Source organism: Terrirhizobium terrae, from assembly GCF_030323265.1.
Classification (GTDB): Bacteria; Pseudomonadota; Alphaproteobacteria; order Rhizobiales; family Rhizobiaceae; genus Neorhizobium.
Genome location: NZ_CP104992.1, coordinates 1,812,089 through 1,835,896 on the forward strand (window position 1 = coordinate 1,812,089; position 23,808 = coordinate 1,835,896).

Sequence of the window (23,808 nt, forward strand, 5' to 3'; positions counted from 1 at the left end):
GCCTTAGCCGGTTTGGTCAAGCTGTTCGCGAAGCAGCCGCGCCGTTTCCCGCGCACCGTCCATCTGCAAGTCCAGCTTTGCCGAGCCTCGCTGCGTGAGCGCCGCCTCGATGCCTGCCGCGATCGAATGCGGCGTGATCGGTGCTTCGTCCACCGTCTGCGCCAGACCGAGTTCCTGCAGTTTGGTGGCGCGCACGGTCTGCTCCGTTTCGCCGCCTGCCGCAAACGGCACCAGCAGCGCGCCGCAGCCCGCTCTCAATATATCGCAGACGGTATTGTAGCCGGCCTGCGAGATCGATAGTTCGGCGCTCGCAAGCAACTGCCGGAAATCGCTCCTGAAGCGGAAGACATCCATGTCTTCATCGCTCTGCGCGGCCAGCGCTTCGAAGCTTTCCGCATCGAGATTGGGACCGGTGATGACGCACCAGCGGCCCGGATCGGGCAGCAGCCCGCGAGCCGCAACAGCCGCATTCAAGAGCTTGTGCCCGACTGCGCCGCCCCCGCCGAGACGATCACGCGGTACTTTTCAGGCGAGGCGGTCGGCGCCGGCGGAGCGACAAGGCCCGTATAGGCAATCTTGTCGGCAATCTGGTCCGCCAGCGGAAAGGTGTCTTCGATCTGTGTCAGGTTCCGGTCGCCATGGACCAGCACGCGATGGAAATGTTCCTTCACCAGCGCCACCGTCTCTTCGTCGCGGCCGGGCTTCTTGTTGGTCTGCAGGATGTCGCGGATCGAGGCGAAGAGAAGCGGTTTCGGCCGCATCGCCTTGATCGCCTCTACGAGCGGCAGAAGCTCGAAGCGCATCTGCCGGCGCCCGAAGGGAAAGCTTCGGTGATGACGATATCGGGCCGGGTGTCGGCAAGGATCGCCAGCAACTGTTCGACGCGGCGACGTTCTCCGTCGGCGTCCAGCGTGTTGCCGTCGGCATCCTGTAGTCCCGAAAAGCCCTCGCGGGACGTCACTTCTGGAATGAGCGGAATATGCCTCGCACCAGGACCGGGAAAGCCCGGCACGGGGAGGCCGCCTGTGACCATGGTCACATCGAACCCGTCCTCGGCGAGGGCAGAGGCGACAAGGCTCGCCCGGGCGATATGGCCGATGCCGAGCAGGTGCTGGACGTAGAAAAGTACGCGTGGCGATGTCATGGACGCGGAGCCTCCGTCTTGTTCTGACTACCGTAGGCCGAGGAGAACAGCATTTCGAGATCGCTAATGCTGGTCCGGTGGTCGAAATGACCGCGCACCTTCGCCTCCGCATTGCCCGCCATCCTGTCCCGTTCGAATGGATTGCGGATCGCTCTTTCAAGTTCGGCAGCGAAAGCCTGCGGATTTTCTGGCTCGACGAGCAGGCCGTTTTCGCCGGTGACGAAGAGTTCCGGAATGCCGGAAATCGTCGTCGAGATGCAGAGGATGCGCTGGCTCGCCGCCTCGACGAGCACGTTGGGCAGCCCATCACGGTCGCCGTCCTTGCCGATCCGGCAGGGTAGGGCAAAGATATCGGCCTCGCCATAGCGCTGAAGCACTTCCTGCTGCGACATCGATCCATGCCAGCGGATGCGATCCGAAAGACCGAGCTCCTCGGCGAGCGGCTTCAATGTCTTGAGTTCGTCACCGCCGCCGACATGGTCCAGCCGCCAAGAAATATTTTCGGGAAGCAACGCCAGCGCGCGCAGCAGAATGTCGAAACCCTTCTTCGGCACGGCGCGCCCGACGGCGAGAATGGCGATCGGGTCGTTCGGGTCGGAACCATCGCGCGTCGCTGGTGCCCGGTTGGGCGGCGGGAAGCGGTCGAGGTTGAGGCCATGATAGCTGAGATGAACCTTGTCCCGGTTTTCGGACAGCGTCCGCAGATGCTCGGCACCGCCGCGCGTGCAGGTCACTGTCCAGCGGGCGTCGGTGAGCTTGTCGGTAAGCTCCCAGTCGGGGCTCGTCCAGATGTCCTTGGCATGGGCGGAAACACTGAACGGCATGCCGAGAAGCTGTGACGCATAACGCGCAACCGCGGCAGGGGTGTGAATGAAATGGACATGCAGCCAGTCTGCTCCTTCCGGCCACTCGCGCGCCAGCACGAGAGCCTGCCCGAAGCGGCGGAAGCGGTTGCGGCTGATATCGCGCGGCAGGTCCTTCAGGAAGGCCGAGAGCGCTTTGCGAAACGTAGGCTTGCCGATGCAGTGCGCGAGAGCTTTCGCGACCCGCAACGGCTCCTCGTGAAGATATTCCGGCAGGTAGTGGACGGGCGCCTCGATCTCGTCATGCACGGGGTGCCGCTTCTTGTCGGTCGGACGGCGCATGGATACGAGCTCGAGCCGAAAGCCGGCGAGTTCGAGGCCGCGCAGTTCCTGGGCGATGAAGGTTTCCGAAAGGCGCGGATAGCCCTTCAGCAGCACGACCATCTTCTTGGGTATGTTCAAAGTCGATCCTATGCGGTCTTACGCAACCGGCCCTGAAAACCAGACCGGCCGCAAAGCACTATCCGCCGATCACCGTGTCGGCAAGATCAGTGATAAGGGTCGGCCGCGTCCCGCAACCCGTCTCCCAGGAAGTTGAAGGCGAGAATGACGAGAATTACCGGAATGACCGGTATGAGTAGCCATGGATAGAGCGCCACGACATTCACCGTACGCGCCTCGGTCAGAAGCACGCCCCAACTCGTCACCGGCGGCCGCAGGCCGAGCCCGAGGAAGCTGAGCGTCGTCTCGCCGAGGATCATGCCGGGAATGGTCAGTGTCGCGCTGGCGATCAGATGCGACATGAAGCCGGGGATCAGATGCCGCCCGATAATGCGCCAGTGACCGGCGCCCATCAGCTGCGCGGCGAGTACATAATCTTCCTCGCGCAGCGACAGCAGTTTTGAACGCACGGCGCGCGCCAGCCCGTCCAGTCGAGCAGCCCGAGAATGAAGGTGATCCCGAGATAGATGACGAACGGGCTCCAGTCGGCCGGCATGATCGCCGCAAGCGCTAGCCAGAGCGGAATGCTCGGAATGGACTGCAGGACCTCGATGATGCGCTGGACGACCAGATCGAATTTGCCGCCCCAGTAACCGGCAAGCCCGCCGATCAGGATGCCGAGCACGAAGCTGGTGGTGATGCCGAGCAGGCCGATCGTCAGCGAGATGCGTGCGCCGTAGATAACGCGGGACATCACGTCGCGGCCGAGCCGGTCGGTGCCGAACAGGAACATCTGGCCGCCTTCCGCCGGGCAGACGAGATGGTGGTTCGCGGGAATGAAACCCCAGAACTGGTAGCTGTCGCCCTTGCAGAAGAAACGCAGCGGCTGCACCTGGCTCGGATCGTCGCGATAAACCCGCTTCAGGTTCTCCATGTCGAGTTCCATCGTCCGGCCATAGACGAACGGGCCGATGAAGGAGCCTTCATGGAACAGGTGCACCGATTGCGGCGGCGCGTAGATATTGTTCATGTCGCGGGTATGCAGGTTATAGGGCGCCAGAAATTCCGCGATGATGATGGAAATATAAGCGACGAGCAGGAATATGCCGGAGATCAGTGCCAGTCGGTGACGCCGGAAGCGCCACCACATCAGTTGAAACTGAGATGCCTGCTTAGCAATGGCCGCGCCTTCCACACCCTTGTCAAAGGCATAGGGGTCGAATGGCGCGGTCGAGACATAATGCGGCAGCGGTTGGCCGTCGGGGGCAATTGCATGCTCATCGCGTCTTGCCTCCGTAGAGCCTGATGCGCGGATCGAAAAGCGCAAGCGCGATGTCAGAGATCAGAACGCCGACCACGGTCAGCACCGCGAGGAACATCAGGAACGATCCGGCGAGATACATGTCCTGAGTCTGCAGCGCCCTGATCAGCATCGGCCCGGTCGTCTCGAGCGACAACACGACGGCGGTGATTTCCGCGCCCGAGATGATCTGCGGCAGGATCGAGCCAATATCGGAGATGAAGAAGTTGAGTGACATGCGCAGCGGATATTTGGTCAGCACCTTGAACGGGTGAAGTCCCTTGGCCCGCGCAGTCATCACATATTGCTTGCGCAACTCGTCGAGCAGGTTGGCGCGCAGCCTGCGTACCATGCCGGCGGTGCCGGCAGTGCCGATGATGATGACCGGGATCCAGAGATGTTCGAGGATCGACAAGGCCTTGTCCCAACTCATCGGCTGGTTCAGATATTTCTGGTCCATCAGGTGGCCGATCGACGTACCGAACCAGACATTGGCGAAATACATCAGGATCAGCGCCAGCACGAAATTCGGAACCGCAAGCCCGATCAGGCCGAGCAGCGTCAGTCCGTAGTCACCCCAGCTGTACTGATGGGTGGCGGAGTAAATACCGATCGGGAAGGCGAGCAGCCAGGTGACGATGATGGTCACGACCGAGACAAGGACGGTAAGCCACAGCCGGTCGCCGACAACGTCGGAAACCGGGAGCCGGTATTCGAACGAATAGCCGAAATCGCCAACCAGCATGCCGCCGACCCAGTGCAGGTAGCGGATCGGTATGGGCTTGTCGAAGCCATAGCGGGCGCGGAGCTCCTCGATTTCCTGCATGTCGGCGCCTTCGCCGATAGCCCGCATTTCCGCGACATAGCTCTCGAAATAGTCGCCCGGCGGCAGCTCGATAATGGTGAAGACCAGCATCGAGATCAGCACAAGCGTCGGAATCATTACCAGGATCCGCCAGAGTATGTAACGGATCATGCCTGGTTCTCCTCGTACCAGAAGGTGTCGGGCATATAGACGCCCAGATACGAAGTCGGGTCGAAGCCGTAGAGGGCTTTTTCAGGGATGTTGCGCAGCCTGGACGATTTTACCACGGGCTGCAGCGCCTGATTGACGATGCCGATGGTGAAGACGTTCTGGGTGAAGATATCAAGCATCGAATGCCAGATCGCTTCGCGCTCTGCATGGGTGCCGGCGGTCTTCCATTCCTTCATCAGTTCGAGAAGCTGCATCGCTTCCGGCAGATCCGGCGGGTGTCCATCGCCTCCGCCGGAGAGGAAGTGAAGACCCCATACCGGCCATTGCAGCTGGTCATCGGCCGTCGGGGCAAGCTCCTTCGGAGACATTTCTGCCGTCGGCACGCCATTATCCATCCCCATCCAGACACCCATAAGGGTCTCGCCGCCGATCACGCGCTTGCGGAAAATTTCCCGCTGCGACACGCGGGTGAAGATGGCAATGCCGATCTTCGACCAATGATCCGTAATCAGCTCCAGCACGTCGCTCTCGAACGTGCTTTCGCCTGCGCTTTCGATGATGATCTTTGCCTGGCGGCCATCGGGAAGCAGCCGCCACCCGTCCTCGTTACGTTTGTCGAGGCCGGCTTCGTCCAGCAGACGGTTGGCTTGATCGATATCGTGGCTGGCCCAGGCCTGCTCATATTCTGGCTTGAAGAGCGGGCTGTCCGGCAGGACGGAATTGCCCGCTTCGTGCGCGAGCCCGAAGAACACGGCCTTGTTGATCTCCTCGCGGTCGATCGCAAGCGACAGCGCCCGCCTGACGCGGACATCCTGAAACGCCTTGCGCCAGCCATCGTCCTTGCAGTTCAGGTTGGGGATCAGCGCCACGCGTGACCCTTGCGTCCGTTTCCACAGGTCGACCTTCAGCGGGAAGCGTTTCTCGGCTGCCTTGAGGAAGGTATAATCGGCAAAATCGACATTGGCAGGCTGCAGGTCGCTGTCGCCCGATCCGGTCTTGGCGGCGATCAGGTCGGCACCGCTGACGTTGAGCACGAACTTGTCGATATAGGGCAGCTGCAGCCCGTTTTCGTCGACGCGGTGAAAATACGGATTGCGCTTGAAGACGAATTGCTGTGCCGGCGGTTCGGTGCTGTTGAACCAGGGATCGAGCGTCGGCAATTCAGGATTTTCCGGCCGAACGGTACGCGACATCTTCTTGTGAAGGTCGCCCCATTCCTCGGCCTTGTATTTCTTCATCAGCTTGGCAAGCGTGTCGGCGTCCTGATAGCGCGGATGGAACTGTTTCAGATAGCCCGAAGGCATCATGATCACGAGTGGGGACGGGCTGGCGAGCAGCGCCAGGAAGTCCGGATTGGGTTCGTCCCAGGTATAGCGCACCGTCCACTGGTCGATCAGTTCGAACTGCGGACCCTTGCCGTTGACCCTCAGATCCACCGGGATGCCGCCCTTATGGAGGTCCCGGTTGTTCATCACGTCTTCCCAGCTGTAACGGAAATCCTCCGTCGTCAGCGGCGAGCCGTCGGACCACTTGTGGCCTTCGCGCAGCTTGAAGGTGAAGATCCGGTCTTCCTCCGCCGTGTAGCTTTCGAGAATATCCGGCTGCAGGTTGAGTTTCTCGTCGTAGCCGACGAGCCTTGAATACCCGTTGATGGGCATCAGGCGAATGTCGCGCTGGCCGCCGATCAGCATGCGCACGACCCCGCCGTGCCGGCCCGGCTGTTTGTTTGCCGCAGACAGGTTGACGACCCGGGGATTGCGCGGCAGTCGCGCCGCTACATCCGGCATCGAGCCATCCTTGACCGCATCGTCGAGTATCCCGGAACCGGTGAATGCGGCCTTGGCGCTGAATGGGCTGAATGCCGCCGCCATCAGCGCGAGCATTGTTCTTCGCAAGATCATGGGCGTAGCTCCCGCATGTCTGCCTGGGGTTTTGCGAGTACCAGATGGCCCTCGCCGAGATCGAGATGGGTCAGATGCGCGCCACCCTCGTCCTGGACAAAGACCGGATTCCAGTTCTGCGTCGGCTTCTTGGGAATTTCCAGCGTGTCGAGGTTGAGAGGACGGTCGAGATCTGGGATCGGCACGGCGGCAATCAGTCGGCGCGTATAGGGATGGATCGGATTGCGCATGATGACTTCGCAGGGGCCTATCTCGACGATCTGCCCTGCATACATGACGGCGACACGGTCGGCCATGTAGTTCACCACGGCGAGGTTATGGGAGATGAAGAGGTAGGTAAGGCCGAGGTCCTTCTTCAGGTCCTTGAGCAGGTTGAGAATCTGCGCCTGGATGGAGACGTCCAGGGCCGACACAGGCTCGTCGCAGATCATGAGCTCGGGGCCGAGTGCCAGTGCGCGCGCAATACCGATGCGCTGTCGCTGCCCGCCGGAGAAGCTGTGCGGGTACCGGTTCATCGCGCTGTCGTCGAGACCGATCGTGCGCAATAGCCGGCTAACAGCCTTGAGGCGCGTCTGTCTGTCACCGCGCCCGTGGATCTCCAGGCCCTCCGCAATGATCTCGCGAACGGTCATGCGTGGCGACAGCGACGAGATCGGGTCCTGGAACACCATCTGCACCCGCTTGCGCAGCAGTTCCAGATCGTCGCCTTTGGCCGAAAGGACGTCGATCGGGCCTCTTTCGCTGTTGAAGGTGACGGAGCCATTATCCGCCGTCAGGCCGCGCATCAGGATCTTGCTGAGCGTAGTCTTGCCGCAGCCGCTTTCGCCAACGAGGCCGAGGCTTTCGCCCCGCCGGATGTCAAAGCTGACATCGTTGACCGCCACGGTCACGCTGCTTTCGCTGCTGCCGATTTTCTTCTTTTTCGCCTTGAAGGTCTTGCTGACATTGCGCACGGAAAGAATGACCGGATCGCCACCTTCGGTCTTCTTCGACTTGCCCATCAGGTCGGCGGTGTCGACGGCGATTTCTCGCAACGGCTTAAGGCGCTGGTCGCGGGACATTTCAAATGTCGGTATCGCCGAAATCAGCCCCTTCGGGTAGGGATGGGCAGGGCGGCGGAAGATATCGTCCACCGAGCCGGCCTCCATCACCTCTCCACGATAGACGACCACCACCTCGTCGGCGAGATTGGTCACGATCCCAAGGTCATGGGTGATGAGCAGCATCGCCATGTTGAAGCGCGACTGCAGGTCTCGGAGCAGCTTCAGGATCTGCGCCTGAATGGTGACGTCGAGCGCCGTCGTCGGCTCGTCGGCGATCAATAGGGCAGGACGGCAGACAAGCGCCATGGCGATCATGGCGCGCTGGCGCATGCCGCCGGAAAGCTCGAACGGATACATCCGGTGCACCTTGGCCGGGTCCTTGAACCCGACAAGCGACAACGTCTCCTCCACTCGCTCGCGCTGTTCGGCAGCCGACGATGCATCATGGATGCGAAGCGCCTCGTCGATCTGGTTGCCGACCGTGTGAAGCGGCGAGAGCGACGTCATCGGCTCCTGGAAGATCATGCCGATCCGGTTGCCACGGATCGCACGGATCTGGCGCCCGTCCTGCGGCAGCCTCAGCAGGTCGACCGGACCTTCCGTCGTCAGCGGATCATTGAACAGGACGCGCCCCTGCGTGGTGGCGAGCGGGCTTTCTATACCGACGATGGTGCGGCCGATCACGGACTTTCCCGATCCCGACTCTCCCACCAGCGCGGTCACCTTGCCGGGCTGGATCCGCATGTTCAGGTTCTTGACGGCCTGAATGGTGCCTCCGAAGACGGAAAAGCCGACACTGAGGTTTTCGATACGCAGAAGGTCGGGCACGATCGTCATCAAACGCCTTTCGATGGCTGAGACATGTGATTACCTGTTCGGGTTGACGCCAAAACGATAAAGAGCGTAGCGCAGAGCGGTGAAGTTAGTCCATGGCACGAGAAGGTTGCTGTAACGCTACCGATGATAAACGACGCAGACTACAAAAAGATGCTTGCAGAGGCCAGGAAGCTGATTCTGGCGGGTGAATTGGACGCGGCGCGCGATCTTCTGCGGCAGATCGAGGCGAAAAACCTCGGAAACGCCGATCCGGCGACGTCTCTCGGCCTGCCTCGACGGCTGCAGTCCGCCAGGCTGAAGCTCGCCAAGGCCGAAGGCGATGCCATAAGCCGGATTGCCTATCAGTTTCACCTCGTACCGCCGTCGGAAAGGCTAGCGCATCATGCCGTGTTCTCGGCTGAAGAGCGAAGAACGATGGTCGAGCTGTCACGAACGCCCGTTCCCCATTACATTCACCAGATATGGCTCGGTTCAAGACCCGTCCCTCCGACCGTCGATGCCTGGGCGGCCCATGCCGCCGCCCACGGATATCGGCATAGGCTGTGGCGTGAAGCCGATCTTGCTCAATCCGGTTATGACGATCATCCAGCCCTGCGGCATATGCTCGACGAAGGCGATTTTCCGGGCGCGGTCGATGCCGCGCGCTACATGATCCTGCGCGATCTTGGCGGCGTCTATCTCGATTGTGACTGGTTTCCCGCACGTTCGGACGTCAGCTTCCACGATTTCCTGCCGATGACCGGCCTATGCGCCTTCGCCGAAGAAACGCCGCGCAATACGGGGAGGGGCAGCACGCTATTGGCCAACTCCTTCATCGCGACCCCGCCGGGCAACCCTGTCCTCGCAAGGCTCTGCGATGCGCTGACATCGGTCGTCGAAGATCTCGGCGATGTGCCGGCCTGGTGGTCGACGGGGCCGCTGATCTTCACCGTTGTCGCGCGCTCGGGTCCGGTCACTCTCGCTGATGCTGATTTCGTGGCGCCTGCGCCGCCGAAGGGAGCTCTGCTGGCAGACCTGGAAAAGCTGGCCGCGGATAACGAAGCGAAGGGCGGCGGCCTCCTGATCCCTTGGAAACCCTGGTAGTTTTAGTCGCGACCCATCAACTCGCCGACTGAAACCCAGCGGCAGGCTGGATGGTTGGCCGTAGTCGCGAACAGGTCGTCGAGAAACTCCCAGGCCGCCGCGTTATGCACGAGATGGTGGGTGAGGATGCCGAGCGGCACCTGAGATGTCTTCGCTGTCTGCAGATGCGCTGAAGCCTCGGCATAGAGTACATACATCGATCGCCCGCCGCGGCTCCTTTCCAGTCGATGATATCGACATGGGTATTGACAAGCGGCAGCGGGCTTTCGCCCCGCTCAGGCCCGAAGACTGAGAGCGCCTTGTATCCGAGACCCGGCAGATGCTGGATGAGATCGGTCGCAATGCGGTTCCACGGCGGCACGAGAAGCGGAACGGCCCTGCCGTCGAAAAGAGCATTGATGCGCGTCAGCCCGTCGGCGAGCCGGGCGAGCACGGTTTCCTCGCCGCGATGAAGGCCGAGTTCCTGTTTTTTCGGAAGCAGGCGCATGGTTGACGTGATCCCAGCCGTGAACGGCAACGGAGATCGCCGGCAGAGGCTTCAAGAGATCGGCAAGGGCATCGGTCGCATTGGCCGGAATTGCTGCGATCGTCATCGGCGCATTCCACCGTGCCGAAAGATCGAGAAGGCGGGACAGCGGTTCCGTCGGTTCGATCGCGTCATCGTCACGCAACCATAGCTGCGTGGTCCGGCCGTCGCGGGAATAGGCATCAAGCATCTGCAGGAACTGGTCGCGGCTCATAGGCTATCTCACATATCGATCGAGAATCTGGCGCATGGCTTCCGCCGCGCCGACGATGGATCTTTCTTCCGTCGCAAAATGCCGCGCCTGCTGCCCGAGGCGGGACCTGAGCGGTTCATCGGTCAGCAGGGATGCGATGGCTTCCGCGAAGGCGTCCCGGTCGCCTGCTGGCGTCAGCAGGCCCGTGCGATCGTGCTCCACGACCTCCGGCACGCCAGCAATGGCCTCGGCCACGACCGGCAACCCCATGGCTTGGGCCTCCAGGTAGGCAAGACCATAGGCCTCGCCGTGACCCGGCCAAACGAAAACGGAGCCGCGTGAGAGCAGGTCCCCGACCGCATCCTCCGAAAGAGCGCCCAGCCATTCGATCCTGCCGGGACCGAACGATGCGAAGGCTGCCTCGACTTCCGGCCGGCATTCGCCATCGCCGCCGATCGACAGCGTCCAGGGCAGGTCGGCGATCAGCTTCAGGCTGTCGGCGAGCGCCTTGTAGCTGCTCAGCTTGTCGCCGGGCCGCATCATCGCGACGGTGACGAGGCGCATCGGCTCTGGTGAGCGGGAGCGCGCGCGATAGGGCGCACTGTCTATGAAGGGCTGGATCAGTTCGAGGCGGGCGCCAGATGCGGCGGCCTGCAGGCCATCCAGATCGCGACGGGTAAAACAGAGATTAACGGCCGCGGTTTCGAGACTTTGCAGCAGCATGTCCTGGGACTGCTGCCATGTGCCGATATTGCGGCGGGTGGAATAGGACGCCTCGGCATTGATCAGCGGAATACCGAAACGCCGGGCCATCTTTGGCCCCAGCAGATCCGGTGCCTTGTAATAGGGATGATAGGTGAACCAGAGATCCGGCCTGCCCGAAACCTCGCTCTCCGCCGCGATGCGCTCGATTTCCTCATCTGCCGCAGTCATGTTTTCGATGAGCAGGCCATCCATGTCGGATGATCGCATGAAGCTACGCATTTCCGATGCCACTGCGACATTATGGCCAAGCAGTCCAAGCGCCCTGATGATGAGCCGCGCCATCAGCCTGTCGCCCGAAGGGATGGGATGATTGGGGGACTTGAGAGGCGAATAGAACAGGATTTTCATAGACCTGGCATCGTGCGGCGGGATCATGTCCCCGTGACCCACTCTTGACACGTCGGCGCTTCCATCACAACTGTCGCCTATTGCCTACCGCAAGGAACTCTCCCGCCATGACCGATACCTCCCTTTCCTCCGCGCTTCAGGCGATGATCGATGCACGCACGGCCAAGGCGGGCGTCGTGGGTCTCGGCTATGTCGGCCTGCCGCTCGCAATGGCCTTTGCAACGGCGGGATTTACGGTCACCGGTTTCGATATCGATCCGTCGAAGATAGAGCACATCGAACGCCGCGAGAGCTATATCGAGGCGGTGCCGGAAGAGGTTCTCAAGGCTGAATGCGAGGCTGGCCGCTTTTCTGCGACCTGCGATTTCGATGCGCTGCGCGAGTGCGATATCATCGCAATCTGCGTGCCGACGCCACTCACCGCCCATCGCGACCCCGACCTGTCCTTCGTGGCGAAGACCGCCGAGGCGATCGCGAAAACCCTGCGGCCGGGCCAACTCATCGTGCTGGAATCGACCACCTATCCCGGCACGACCGACGAGATCGTCAAGCCGATCCTGGAGAAGACCGGCCTGAAATCCGGCGTCGATTTCTTCCTCGGCTATTCGCCGGAACGCGAAGACCCCGGTAATCGCCAGTTCCAGACTGCCACCATCCCGAAGGTCGTTGCCGGCGACGGCGAGGCCGCCGCTTCCATGATGCAGGCTTTCTATGGCGCGACCGTCTCCTCCGTCGTACCGGTCTCGACCACGGCGACCGCTGAGGCCGTGAAGCTGACCGAAAACATCTTTCGCGCCGTCAACATCGCCCTCGTCAACGAGCTGAAGCTTGTCTACGACGCCATGGGCATCGATGTATGGGAAGTCATCGACGCAGCCAAATCCAAGCCCTTCGGCTACATGCCCTTTATCCCGGCCCGGGTCTCGGTGGCCATTGCATCCCGATTGACCCCTTCTACCTGACCTGGAAGTCCCGCGAGTTCGAAGTGCCGACGCGATTCATCGAGCTGGCTGGCGAAATCAACACTGCCATGCCGCACCATATCGTCACGCGGTTGGCCGAGGCGCTCGACATTCGTTCCGGCAAGGCGCTTAGCCGCTCGAAAGTGCTGCTGATCGGGTTGGCCTACAAGAAGAACGTGCCGGATATCCGCGAAAGCCCTCGCTGAGGTTGATGGAACTGATCGAGCGTCGCGGCGGATCCGCCACCTATTTCGACCCCTACGTGCCGGAAATTCCATCGACGCGGGAATATGCCGAACTGAAGGGTCGACGCTCGCTCGCCTGGGATCTGGAAACGATCAGCTCTTTCGACGCGGTCGTGATCGCCACGGATCACGACAATGTCGACTACGAGGCTATCGCCCGCGTCGCGCCCCTGATCGTCGATACCCGCAACGTCTTTGCCCGTAAGGGCATTGAATCCGATGCTATTGTCAAAGCCTGAGGAACCGGAAAAGTAATGAGCCGTCTCGACACTTTCATTAGCCGTATGTCCGCCCAACGGGATATCCTGAACCACGTCGCCCACGATTTGGGATTGCCGCCTGAAGGTGCGATCCTGGAGGTAGGGCTTGGTAACGGTCGCACTTACAGCCATCTGCTGCAGCTTTTCCCTGATCGCCGCGTGGTCGCCTTTGACCGGGCTCTCAACGCGCACCGCACCATCCTTCCGGAAGGCGAGGATTTCGTCCTCGGCGAGATCAGCGAGACCGGCAAGGGATTTGCCGGCGCCAATGCGGCATTGGTTCACGCCGACATCGGCACTGGCTATCCCGACAGTGAGGCGATCATCAAGTCGTGGTTGCCGCAGATCGTGGCTGACATGCTTCGGCAAGGAGGTTACGCGGTCAGCGGATTACCTCTCGCGCACGCAAATCTCAGTGAGCTTCCCCGTCTGCCCACAGTCGAGGAAGGTCGCTACTTCATGTATCAGAAAATCTGAGCCTGATGCGCCCTGTCAGGCCTTCTGCAGGGCGCGGACTTTGTCCAGTTCGGAGGATGTAAGGCGAAGTCGCTCCGCCAGCGCGCGGGTTACCTTCATGGTCATTCCGGGACAATCATCCATGATCCGGAACAGGTAATCCTTGTTGATCTTGAGAGCTTCCACCGGCGAAGCCGCCTGTACTGTGGAACTGCGAGGGCCGTCGCACAGAATGGAAATGTCGCCCACGATCGAATTGGCGCCCCGCTCGCTGACCTTGACCGGGCCTTCCTGCGTGGTGACCATGAATTCCACTGTGCCGCTCAGAATGAAGAAAGCGAAATCGCCACTCTCACCCTGATTGAAGAGGCGCTGACCGGCCTTGAACGACACGCGTTCCGACGCGAATGCGAGGAGCTTCAGCTTGCACGTGTCGACTTCCGCAAAGTACGGAAGCTTCCGTAGCAGTTGGACTTCATCACATAGCAACATTGCTCTTACCGCCTTTCCTTTCCCGTCGGATCGATCGCTAAGCTACCAGAGCTTTGAAAGTACCGCTCTCCTGTTCGAGGGTCTCGTAAGACCCTTCTTCCAGTATAGCACCACTATCAAACATCACCACCCTATCAAACAAACGTGACAAAGAGATGTTTGACAAAACCCAGATCACCGCGGGATCATTCTCCTGTTGCCGCAGAAATGCAAGTACGTTTTGAACGATTTCTTCCTGTGCGTGTCGCTCAAGTCCCGGTAAAGGCTTGTTGAACACGTAGTAGTCTGAGCGGCGCAGCAACGCACGGGCCAAATTGAGCTTACGGCGCTGGATGGGCGTCAGGCGCCGCCCTCCTGCACCTATATCGTAGTCCAGCCCGGCTCTTACAAGCTGATCGCTGAAACCAAGCTCCTGGGACACCTTTGCCGCCAGAGCGCGCAGTTCGGCTACGCCGTCGGCGTTGCGATTGCTGAGCTTGCCGAACACGATGTTTTCCCGCAGCGTTGCAACCGACACATACCTGTCGGGATCATAGCGCTCGACGAGTTCGCGCAGATGCGAGGGCAGTTCCGTGTAGAAAAGCTCTCTCGCGCCGACGATTTTGTCCTGCAACTCGCTCGTCAGGATGCCGAGACGGAAACGAGGCTCGATATATTCGAGGGTCAGGCGGATGAATGCCTTGTCGGGATCCGAGAGGCGGAAATTGGCCGGCTTCGGCTCCGTCCGGCGTTGCAGCAGGCTTTGATAATAGGTGATGTCCTCGGCCGACAGCGATGTAACTTGCCGGAAGAACGGGTGGTCCGCCGGCAGACCGCCGAAGATCTCGACGAGGTTCTTTGCCACCGTTCTGCCGATTTCGATGAACGACCGCTGCAGGCCGACCTTGCGCAGTGCCGCGTAGAAATGTTCGCTGGAGAGGAGTTCGCTTTCCGGCGTCAGTGGCTCAAGGGTCGCGCCGAACAACAGGTTCTCGGCGACGGTCGCTTCCGCATTGTAGGCATTGGGCTCGAACGGGACGACGAGCGTTTCCATTCCCAGTTCCTGCATGCGCTCTCTCAAAGCGTGTCGCATTTCAACGACCCTCGCTGCGAATTTCGGATCTTCCTTCGGATTAATGGTTGAGTGGAGTGCAAGTTCCAAAATATCGTCTGTAAGTTGCACGACGTCCAACGCCGCGAGCAGGGACTTTTTCAGATCTTCCTTGGTTCCGCCGCCAAGCGCAGCGGAACTGTAGTCCACCCAGCTGGCGCGGATATCGAGATGGGGGTTGCCGGCCATCTTGGCCTCGCGGACCTCCCAGTTTCGCTGCCGCGCATCCTTGCCGGTATATTCGACCTTGTTCACCGGCGCATGCTTGAGGCCGTAGATAAGGTTGTCGAGCAGCGTGCCATGGAAGAAATAGCTGTCGGTCGAGACGTAGGAAATATGGCGCCCGGTGACGGATTCTGGAAGTTCCCGTATGTCGGTGTCGCCGAGACAAACGCGTCCGCTCGAAGGCCAGGTTACGCGGCCTAGGGCTTCCGCCATGGCCTCGGCGCCGCGACCGGTATGGTCGATCATGGCGACTGACTCGCCACGTTCCACCTTCATGGTCACGTGGTCGACAACCTTGGCGCCGCTATCGTCGTTGACTGAAATCGCCGCAGCCTGCAGCACTTCGCCCTTGGGATGGGCGCTCTCTCGGGTGAGCGCATGCAGTCCGACCGGGATCATGTCCTCGATCTCGAAATTCTCGACCACCTGTTCGTATTTGACCTGCACGTCCTGGCGCGCCTGGTCCCAGTCGATCAGTTCCTTCAGCGGCCCCGGAAGGTCCTTGTAGGCGTTGATCACGGCGACGAGCTGACCGACGTCGAGCGTGCCGCGCAGCGTCAGGTAACCACCGATGAGATAGAAAAGGAAGGGCGTCAGCTGCGACAGGAAGTTGTTGAGGAACTTGACCAGGAATTTCCACTGATAGAGGTCGTAGCGGATGCGGAAGATCTCGCCGAGCCGGCTCGCCACGTCGGCGCGCTCGTAATTGGACGTATCATAGGCGTGAATGGTGCCGAGGCCTTCAACGACTTCGCTGACCTTGCCGGCGAGCCGGCGGGCGGTGATCTGCCGCTGGCGGCCGAGCTCGATCAGCCGGCGGCGCATCTTCGGGATAATGATCACCTGGATCGCCACCATGAAGGCGGCCACCATGCCGAGCCAGAAGTTCTGCAGGATGATGAACACGAGAGCTGCGAGCGCCTGGCCGCCAAGCAGTGCCGGCTGGACGAAGGCATCGCCGGTAAAGCCGCCGAACGGCTCCACCTCGTCCTTGACCATGCTGGCGATTTCTGCGCCGTTCAGGCTCTTTACATAGCGAGGCGGAAAGCGCAGGACGCGGTCGAAGAGCTCGAAGCGGATGCGTCGGAGCAGGCGTTCGCCGAGTCGACCCTTGTAGGTGTTGATGTAATACTTGAAGCCGCCATTGATGATGACCAGCAGCAGGAACACGCCGCTGAGGGCGACGAGCGTTTGCATACGGTCAAGCGGGAAGCCGTCAAAGGCCAGGGTCTGGTTGATCAGCGGAATGTTGAAGGAGAAGTCCAGAAAATTCTGGGTCGCATTCAGGTCTTCGAAGCCTTCACCCTGGATAGGGCCGTTGATGATCTGCTTGGGCAGATCGAAGGCCAAGAAGTAAGGTATCATCGATAACGCTACGATGAAGAGAATCCAGCTCTGCTGGGGCGCGTATGCGTCCAGATGTAGCGTAGCAAAGTCTTCTGCATTAGACCTTCACCAAAGCGACAGCGTTATCAACTCCGTGTCGGATAAGCTGCATCCGGCAATGTATAGCGCGTCTTAACAGTTTTAACGAGTATTCTTGGTATCCGCAGTTCGCTTTCCTGCTTTTCTGGAAACGGAAGCTCGGTGAGCGTCTGCGTCAGACAGTCGATACGGCGCAGCTGCTCGCCAAATTTTCGGTAATCCCCTTGAGCCCCGGCGGCAACCACCCCTCGCAGCCTACCCGAGTCGCATGTATCGGCAACTTCGTGTCGAAGATGCGCCGGTTCAAGACAAGCGCTGAATTATTCCCCGCATGTTGCAGGTTCGCCCAGTCGGGATGCAATCGTAACTGATCAGGATTAGGATCAGGGGTCGCGGGTCAGCAGTCTCGGGATCATGGCCGCGAGCACCAGCGACATGATCGCCAGCGTGAACCAGGTCAAAGCGTAGACAAGGTGACTGTTGCGGAACTGGACGACGGTCAGGCCGCCGACGGGCAGGCCGCCTGGATTGGCAGTTGCATCCGCATCGACAAAATAAGGAGCGGCATTGGAAATCCGCTTTTCTTCCGCGATTGCGACGACATCGCGGGAATACCAATTGCCCTTGGCAGGGTCATTGCTGCGCAGAAAGGCGCCGCCCGGCTCGTTGAGGCGCAACAGGCCGCTGACGCTGACCTCACCGCCGATCTGGCCTTCAGTGCGCGTCTGCGGATCACGGCGGTCTTGCGGAACGAAGCCGCGATTAACGATGACGGTGACGCCATCCGCCTGCGTAAGGGGGTCAGAATCCAGAAGCCTGCGCCGCGTTCGGTTACCGCCTGAACCAGCGTTTCCCGGCTGTGATCGAATACGCCCTTGAGCGCGACATGCCGATACTCGATTTCGCTCGGCTGCAGCGAACTCCATTCTGCCTGCGCCGGCGGAGCAACGGCCTCCGCATGGACGCGTGCGTCAACGCGGGCAATCAGGTCCAGCTTCCAGAACAGCCGCTGTATCTGCCATGAGCCGAGCGCGATGAACACGAGCGCTGCAAAAGCAGAAAAGCCCGCAATGCGAGGTGCGATTTTGCGGGCTTTTCCATTGTCTATAGGCCTTGTCAGTTAGTTCGTTCGCCTCGGAGCCGCGATTGGCGCGGCCCCTGGCTGGCTTAAGGCATGTTCTTCATCATCTCGGGCGACATCACCATCATGTTCGCATTCAGGTGATGCATGACCCAGAGCGAGCCGACCAGCGCGATGGCGACGATGACGATCGTGAAGATCAGTGCCATCATGGTCCAGCCGCCTTCCGAACGGGTGTTCATGTGAAGGAAGTAGATCATGTGAACGACGATCTGGACGACGCCGAGGATCATGATTGCGGCAACGGTCGCAACCTTGCTGTCGAGAACGTCACCCATGACCAGCCAGAACGGAATGGCCGTCAGGATTACCGACAGGACGAAACCTGTCACATAGCTCTTCAACGTGCCGTGGCCGGCTTCGTGACCATGGCTGTGGCCGTGATGCGCTTCGTGCGCATCTTCATGCGATGGGGTTTTAGCGGTCATCCGACAACTCCCATGAGATAGACAACAGAGAAGACACCGATCCAGATGACGTCGAGGAAGTGCCAGAACATCGAAAGGCACATCAGGCGACGGCGGTTTTCCGGGATCAGGCCGTGCATCTTGACCTGCGCCATCAGAACGACGAGCCAGATGATGCCGAAGGTGACGTGCAGACCGTGGGTGCCGACCAGCGTGAAGAAGGCCGACAGGAAGGCCGAGCGCTGCGGCGTCGCGCCTTCGTGGATCAGGTGATAGAACTCATAGAGTTCGATACCCAGGAAGGCGAGGCCGAACAGGCCGGTGATCGCAAGCCAGAAGAGCGTTTCCGCCTTGGCGTTGCGTTCCATCTGCAGCATCGCGAGGCCGTAGGTGATCGACGAGAAGAGCAGCATCGCGGTGTTGATCGCAACGAGCTTCAGGTCGAACAGGTCAGCCGGCGAAGGGCCGGCCGCATAGTTGCGGCCGACGACGGCATAGGTGGCGAACAGCATTGCGAAGATAAGGCAGTCGCTCATCAGGTACAGCCAGAACCCGAGGTTCGTGCTGCTCTCTACGTGAGGCTCTTCATCGACGTAGAATTGCGGGTTTTCCGCGGTTTGGGCTTCAATCTTGCTCATTGTTACACCTGCTTCGCCAGCAGTTCGGTGCGCCGGGTTTCCTCGGCTTCCACCGCATCCGCGGGAATGTAGTAGTCACGCTTGTAGTTGAAGGTGTGGCCGATCGCGACCGCCAGGATGGCGATGAACGACAGGGCTGCCAGCCACCACATGTACCAGATCAGACCGAAGGCGAGCGCGACGCTGAGACCCGAGATGATGACGCCGGTGCCGGTGTTCTTCGGCATGTGGATCGGCTTGTAGCCTCCCACCTTGCGGGCGTGACCGCGGTTCTTCATGTCGTACCAGCCGTCATGGTCGTAGACGATCGGCGTGAAGGCGAAGTTGTATTCCGGCGGCGGCGACGAGGTCGACCACTCCAGCGTACGGCCGTTCCACGGGTCGCCCGTCTCGTCCTTCAGCTGTTCGCGCTTGAAGTAGCTGACGACGAGCTGGATGATGAACGACGCAATACCGATCGCGATCATCCCGGCGCCACAGGCGGCGATGATGAACCAGATCTGCAGCGACGGATCTTCGAACTGCGACACGCGGCGGGTGACGCCCATCAGGCCGAGCACGTAGAGCGGCATGAAGGCGAAGTAGAAGCCGACGAACCAGAACCAGAAGCTCATCTTGCCCCAGAAAGGATCGAGCTTGTAGCCGAAGGCCTTCGGGAACCAGTAGGTGACGCCGGCCATCAGGCCGAACAGCACGCCGCCGATGATCACGTTGTGGAAGTGGGCGATCAGGAACAGCGAGTTGTGCAGCACGAAGTCGGCCGGCGGAACCGCCAGCATGACGCCGGTCATACCACCGATGACGAAGGTGATCATGAAGCCGATCGTCCACAGCATCGGTACTTCGTAACGGATACGACCGCGATACATTGTGAACAGCCAGTTGAAGATCTTCGCCCCTGTCGGGATGGAGATGATCATCGTGGTGATGCCGAAGAAGGCATTGACCGAAGCGCCCGAGCCCATCGTGAAGAAGTGGTGCAGCCATACGAGGTACGACAGGACCATGATCACACAGGTTGCGTAGACCATCGAGGCATAGCCGAACAGGCGTTTGCCGGAGAAGGTCGCGACGACTTCCGAGAAGATGCCGAATGCCGGCAGGATCAGGATGTAGACTTCCGGGTGGCCCCAGATCCAGATCAGGTTCACGTACATCATCGGGTTGCCGCCGAGGTCGTTCGTGAAGAAGTTCGTGCCGACGTAACGGTCGAGCGACAGCAGCGCGAGCGTTGCGGTCAGGATCGGGAAGGTGGCGACGATCAGGATGTTGGTGCAGAGCGAGGTCCAGGTGAAGACAGGCATCTTCATGAAGGACATGCCGGGCGCGCGCATCTTAACGATCGTGGCAATCAGGTTGATGCCCGACAATGTCGTTCCCACACCCGCGACCTGCAGGCCCCAGATGTAATAGTCGACACCGACGCCGGGGCTGTAGTCCGCGCCGGAAAGCGGCGGATAGGCGAGCCAGCCGGTCCGGGCGAATTCGCCGACGAAGAGCGAGATCATGATGATGATCGCGCCGGCAGTCGTCATCCAGAACGAGAAGTTGTTCAGGAACGGGAAGGAAACGTCGCGCGCGCCGATCTGCAGCGGCACGACATAGTTCATGAAGCCGGTCACGAAAGGCATCGCGACGAAGAAGATCATGATCACGCCATGGGCGGTGAAGACCTGGTCGTAGTGATGCGGGTTGAGGTAACCCTCGTTGCCGTTGAAGGCGATGGCCTGCTGGATACGCATCATGATCGCGTCGGCAAAGCCGCGCAGCAGCATGATGATCGCCAGGATGATGTACATGATACCGATCTTCTTGTGATCGATACTGGTGATCCAGTCCTTCCAGAGCGGAACCCACCACTTCATGTAGGTGATGAGACCGAGCACGGCGATGCCGCCGAGCACGACGGCACAGAAGGTCACGACCAGGATTGGCTCGTGATAGGGGAAGGACTCGAGTGTCAACCGACCGAAGATGAACTTCAGGAGGTCAGGATTGGAAAACATGGGACAACCCGTTCATTGATGTCGTACGACGCAAAGCGCCAGGTTCAATTGTTGAGCTGGGCCGGCGCGGCCCCTTCGCTACCAGTTCCAGCGCCGGGGGCCGAATTCCCCTCATGCGCGTTGCCTTCGTGCGGAGCGACGTCGCTCTTGGCCGGTTCGCCGGTGGCCGGAACCGTTGCGCCCGGAGCGTCACTATGGGCGTTGCTCAGGTCCGCATGGCGATCGTCATGCGTCAGACGCTCGACGTTCTCATGGCTTTCCACGCCGGCGCCGCCCATCATGTCGATATGCATCATCTCGTCCATGCACATCTTGCCTTCGGCGACGCACATATTGAGAACGCGGCGGTAAAGGCCATCCTCAACGGTAGCGAAGTAACGAACTGGCTCACGCTCGCTCGGCTTTTCAAGTGTCAGATAGGCGTTGCGGTTCAGCGCGGTGCCGTTCTGCTTGACGCGTGCGACCCAGCCGTCGAAGCCTTCGTTGTTCAGCGCGTGGAACTTGAAGCGCATGTGCGAGAAGCCGGCGCCCGAATAGTTCGAGGACAGGCCGTCGAAGACGCCTTCCTTGTTGATCACGGCGTGAAGCTTCGTCTCCATGCCCGGCATGGTGTAGATCATGCCTGCCAGAGCCGGAACGTAGAAGGAGTTCATCACCGACGATGCCGTCAGCTTGAAGGTGATCGGACGATCCACCGGAGCGGCCATTTCATTGACCGTGGCAATGCCATATTCCGGGTAGAAGAAGAGCCACTTCCAGTCGAGTGCGACAACTTCGACTTCGAGAGGCTGCGTGTTTTCCGGGATCGAGCGCTCTGCATCGATGCGATCGAGCGGCCGGTAGGGGTCGAGCCTGTGGGTGCTCACCCAGGTGATGGCACCGAGAGCGATGATGATCGCAAGAGGCGCCGCCCAGATAACGACTTCGAGGCGGGTTGAATGATGCCATTCGGGATCATATTTGGCCGCCGTGTTCGACTGGCGATAGTGCCAGGCGAAATAGAGGGTGAGACACAGCACCGGCACGATGATCAGCAGCATCAGTACCACTGATATGACGATGAGATCGGCCTGCTGCTGGGCAATATCGCCGGAAGGCGACATCACGACGAGGTCGCAGCCCGACATAAGCGGAAGGATCAGTAGGAGGGAAAGTTGGCAAAGACGCCGTAAAATTGGGGACATTGGTCTGCTCAAACTTGCTTTTTGTTCAGTTCGCCTATCGGAGCGCCAGCAGCTTCTCCATGAGGTGTATCGTCGCAGTGCAGCATTTTTGTTGGCATTGCAATGGCAGACTGTGCCCCGCAAAAAATCGGATATCCGAGCCGAGGCCAATTTAACCCATTAATTCAATCGCCGACAGATGCAGGTTAGAAAACGCTAAAATTAACGGCGAAAATCTGCAGCATGATTATCAAAAACTCTCGAAATCATATTTTGCAGGTCCAAAGTCTTGATTGACAGCGAGCCGCGCCAACATTCTCATGATGCAGTGACGCGAAGGAGGACGTTAGTCATGGCAGAAGCAGCAATTCACCCGTCGTCGGCAGCGCTGGAACGAGACGCCCGGCATATGCATGACGACAAGCCGGTATCGGCAGGTAACATCGCGATCGGCGTCATTATTGGACGAACATCCGAATTTTTCGATTTCTTCGTCTTCGGCCTTGGTTGCGTACTTGTCTTCCCCAGGCTCTTTTTCCTTTTGCGCCCGACCCGGTGACCGGGACACTTTATTCCTTTGCCATCTTCTCTCTTGCCTTTCTGGCGCGCCCGGTCGGCTCTTTCGTCTTCATGTGGATCGACCGCAATTATGGTCGCGGCACGAAGCTGACAACGGCATTGCTGATTCTCGGCGGTTCGACCGCATCCATCGCCTTCCTTCCTGGCTATGAGTCGATCGGCATGTGGGCGGTAGCACTTCTGGCTCTCTTTCGGCTGGGCCAAGGCTTCGCGCTCGGCGGCGCCTGGGACGGACTCGCCTCGCTCCTGGCTATGAGTGCACCGCAGAACCGTCGCGGCTTTTACGCGATGATCCCGCAATTGGGCGCCCCGATCGGTTTTGCGCTCGCCAGCATCCTGTTCGGCTATTTCGTCTACAGCCTCTCGGATGCCGACTTCCTGAGCTGGGGCTGGCGCTATCCGTTCTTCGTCGCCTTCGCGATCAATGTCGTGGCGCTCTTTGCCCGTCTGCGCATCGTCGCCTCGCATGAATTCGGGGAAGCGCTGGAAAATCATGAATTGGAAGCTCAGCCGATCACCAAGATGCTGCGCGTCCATGGTGTCGATGTTGTCATCGGTGCCTTCGCCCCGCTTGCGAGCTTCGCCATGTTCCATCTGGTGACGATCTTCCCGCTGAGCTGGGTGACGCTCTATGGCGGACAGTCGCCCGCGGCCTTCCTGTTCGTGCAGGTGCTCGGTGCGCTCGTCGGTTTTGCCACCATCGTCCTGTCGGGCTTTCTTGCAGATCGCTTCGGACGCCGGCAGCAGCTGCTGATCGGAGCCATCATCATTGCCATCTTCAGCTTCTCGGCACCATTCCTGCTTGATGCAGGCAGCGCGGGGCAGGCGGCATTCATCATCCTCGGCTTTGCGATCCTCGGCCTTTCCTTCGGCCAGGCTTCCGGTTCGGTCTCGTCGCGCTTCACCCAGACCTATCGCTATACCGGCTCGGCTCTGACATCCGACCTTGCCTGGCTGATCGGTGCTGGTTTCGCGCCGCTGGTTGCCCTGGGTCTCGCCAGCAATTTCGGCATCATCTTCATCGGCGGTTATCTGATTTCGGGCGCGATCTGTACGATCCTTGCTCTGGTTCTGAGCCGCACGATCGACACGGTGGAAGTGCCGGCAAAGCGCTAGGCAAGCTTCTTTGCGGGGCGGTCACGACTGCCCCGCGATTTGTAATTTGTAATTATATTCCTTGCAGGATCGACCAAAAAGCCGTTCTATGGCCGCGATGAAGCATGCTTTCTTGCATGCCGATTTCAATGCGAATGTCTTTCAGAGGCTGCCGGCCGATGCCGTTCTCGCCTCGAAACCGGATGGTGCGGCCATCTTCACGAAGGATTTGGGTTTCATGTGAGCCCAGGGAGAGGTTCGGAG

The 23,808-nt window shown here is 60.1% G+C and carries 15 protein-coding genes and 7 pseudogenes; 7 read left to right on the plus strand and 15 right to left on the minus strand.

The window, feature by feature from the left end; translation table 11 throughout:
* Positions 1 to 3: 3 nt before the first annotated feature.
* The 6 genes and pseudogenes from N7E02_RS16565 to N7E02_RS16590 form a co-directional block, all read right to left on the minus strand.
* Positions 4 to 1,144, minus strand: a pseudogene (locus N7E02_RS16565) (glycosyltransferase family protein).
* On the minus strand, positions 1,141 to 2,409 hold the full coding sequence (locus N7E02_RS16570) for a glycosyltransferase family 4 protein (protein WP_286583317.1): 1,269 nt from the start codon (positions 2,407 to 2,409) through the stop codon (positions 1,141 to 1,143). The pseudogene N7E02_RS16565 and the gene N7E02_RS16570 overlap by 4 nt, the downstream one beginning before the upstream one ends.
* An 86-nt stretch (positions 2,410 to 2,495) precedes the next feature.
* Positions 2,496 to 3,538: pseudogene (locus tag N7E02_RS16575) on the minus strand (ABC transporter permease).
* A gap of 127 nt (positions 3,539 to 3,665) precedes the next feature.
* Entirely contained in the window at positions 3,666 to 4,664 is a 999-nt protein-coding gene (locus N7E02_RS16580; RefSeq protein WP_286583319.1) for an ABC transporter permease, read from the minus strand.
* Entirely contained in the window at positions 4,661 to 6,565 is a 1,905-nt protein-coding gene (locus N7E02_RS16585; RefSeq protein ID WP_286583321.1) for an ABC transporter substrate-binding protein, read from the minus strand. The genes N7E02_RS16580 and N7E02_RS16585 overlap by 4 nt, the downstream gene beginning before the upstream one ends.
* The gene (locus N7E02_RS16590; RefSeq protein WP_286583323.1) at positions 6,562 to 8,445 is read right to left on the minus strand and encodes an ABC transporter ATP-binding protein; all 1,884 of its coding nucleotides are present in this window, start codon (positions 8,443 to 8,445) and stop codon (positions 6,562 to 6,564) included. The genes N7E02_RS16585 and N7E02_RS16590 overlap by 4 nt, the downstream gene beginning before the upstream one ends.
* 150 nt (positions 8,446 to 8,595) lie before the next feature.
* Between N7E02_RS16590 and N7E02_RS16595 the strand changes: the two genes are divergently transcribed.
* On the plus strand, positions 8,596 to 9,528 hold the full coding sequence (locus N7E02_RS16595; protein WP_286583325.1) for a glycosyltransferase: 933 nt from the start codon (positions 8,596 to 8,598) through the stop codon (positions 9,526 to 9,528).
* Between the two features lie 2 nt (positions 9,529 to 9,530).
* Here N7E02_RS16595 and N7E02_RS16600 read toward each other — a convergent pair.
* Both N7E02_RS16600 and N7E02_RS16605 read right to left on the minus strand, forming a co-directional pair.
* Positions 9,531 to 10,268: pseudogene (locus N7E02_RS16600) on the minus strand (polysaccharide deacetylase family protein).
* A 3-nt stretch (positions 10,269 to 10,271) separates the two neighbouring features.
* Positions 10,272 to 11,360, minus strand: coding sequence for a glycosyltransferase family 4 protein (locus N7E02_RS16605; RefSeq protein WP_286583329.1), 1,089 nt, complete (start codon positions 11,358 to 11,360; stop codon positions 10,272 to 10,274).
* Between the two features lie 209 nt (positions 11,361 to 11,569).
* Between N7E02_RS16605 and N7E02_RS29760 the strand changes: the two are divergent.
* From N7E02_RS29760 to N7E02_RS16615, 4 genes and pseudogenes are all read left to right on the plus strand, one after another.
* A pseudogene (locus N7E02_RS29760) lies at positions 11,570 to 12,327 on the plus strand (nucleotide sugar dehydrogenase); the annotation flags it as partial.
* An 18-nt stretch (positions 12,328 to 12,345) separates the two neighbouring features.
* A complete protein-coding gene (locus N7E02_RS29765) occupies positions 12,346 to 12,528 on the plus strand; it encodes a hypothetical protein (RefSeq protein WP_353622938.1) in 183 nt (60 codons plus the stop codon).
* Positions 12,529 to 12,533: 5 nt separating this feature from the next.
* Positions 12,534 to 12,806, plus strand: a complete 273-nt coding sequence (locus N7E02_RS29770; RefSeq protein ID WP_353622893.1) for a UDP binding domain-containing protein — start codon at positions 12,534 to 12,536, stop codon at positions 12,804 to 12,806.
* Between the two features lie 15 nt (positions 12,807 to 12,821).
* On the plus strand, positions 12,822 to 13,304 hold the full coding sequence (locus tag N7E02_RS16615) for a class I SAM-dependent methyltransferase (RefSeq protein WP_286583332.1): 483 nt from the start codon (positions 12,822 to 12,824) through the stop codon (positions 13,302 to 13,304).
* 15 nt (positions 13,305 to 13,319) lie between these two features.
* Here N7E02_RS16615 and N7E02_RS16620 read toward each other — a convergent pair whose 3' ends face one another.
* The 7 genes and pseudogenes from N7E02_RS16620 to cyoA form a co-directional block, all read right to left on the minus strand.
* On the minus strand, positions 13,320 to 13,676 hold the full coding sequence (locus tag N7E02_RS16620; protein ID WP_353622894.1) for a Crp/Fnr family transcriptional regulator: 357 nt from the start codon (positions 13,674 to 13,676) through the stop codon (positions 13,320 to 13,322).
* A gap of 136 nt (positions 13,677 to 13,812) precedes the next feature.
* Positions 13,813 to 16,535: pseudogene (locus N7E02_RS16625) on the minus strand (ABC transporter transmembrane domain-containing protein).
* A 363-nt stretch (positions 16,536 to 16,898) separates the two neighbouring features.
* A pseudogene (locus tag N7E02_RS16630) lies at positions 16,899 to 17,635 on the minus strand (SURF1 family protein).
* Positions 17,636 to 17,682: 47 nt separating this feature from the next.
* The gene (gene cyoD, locus N7E02_RS16635; protein ID WP_286583338.1) at positions 17,683 to 18,084 is read right to left on the minus strand and encodes a cytochrome o ubiquinol oxidase subunit IV; all 402 of its coding nucleotides are present in this window, start codon (positions 18,082 to 18,084) and stop codon (positions 17,683 to 17,685) included.
* Complete coding sequence (cyoC, locus tag N7E02_RS16640; protein ID WP_286583340.1) at positions 18,081 to 18,701, minus strand: cytochrome o ubiquinol oxidase subunit III; 621 nt, start codon at positions 18,699 to 18,701, stop codon at positions 18,081 to 18,083. The genes cyoD and cyoC overlap by 4 nt, the downstream gene beginning before the upstream one ends.
* A 2-nt stretch (positions 18,702 to 18,703) precedes the next feature.
* The gene (gene cyoB / locus N7E02_RS16645; RefSeq protein WP_286583342.1) at positions 18,704 to 20,707 is read right to left on the minus strand and encodes a cytochrome o ubiquinol oxidase subunit I; all 2,004 of its coding nucleotides are present in this window, start codon (positions 20,705 to 20,707) and stop codon (positions 18,704 to 18,706) included.
* A 44-nt stretch (positions 20,708 to 20,751) separates the two neighbouring features.
* The gene (gene cyoA / locus N7E02_RS16650; RefSeq protein ID WP_374730708.1) at positions 20,752 to 21,834 is read right to left on the minus strand and encodes a ubiquinol oxidase subunit II; all 1,083 of its coding nucleotides are present in this window, start codon (positions 21,832 to 21,834) and stop codon (positions 20,752 to 20,754) included.
* A 388-nt stretch (positions 21,835 to 22,222) separates the two neighbouring features.
* Between cyoA and N7E02_RS16655 the strand changes: the two are divergent.
* Together N7E02_RS16655 and N7E02_RS16660 are read left to right on the plus strand one after the other, a co-directional pair.
* Positions 22,223 to 23,565: pseudogene (locus N7E02_RS16655) on the plus strand (MFS transporter).
* An 88-nt stretch (positions 23,566 to 23,653) separates the two neighbouring features.
* Positions 23,654 to 23,788 (plus strand): hypothetical protein, encoded by a 135-nt coding sequence (locus tag N7E02_RS16660; RefSeq protein WP_286583347.1) that lies wholly within the window; start codon positions 23,654 to 23,656, stop codon positions 23,786 to 23,788.
* The last annotated feature ends 20 nt before the right edge of the window (positions 23,789 to 23,808 follow it).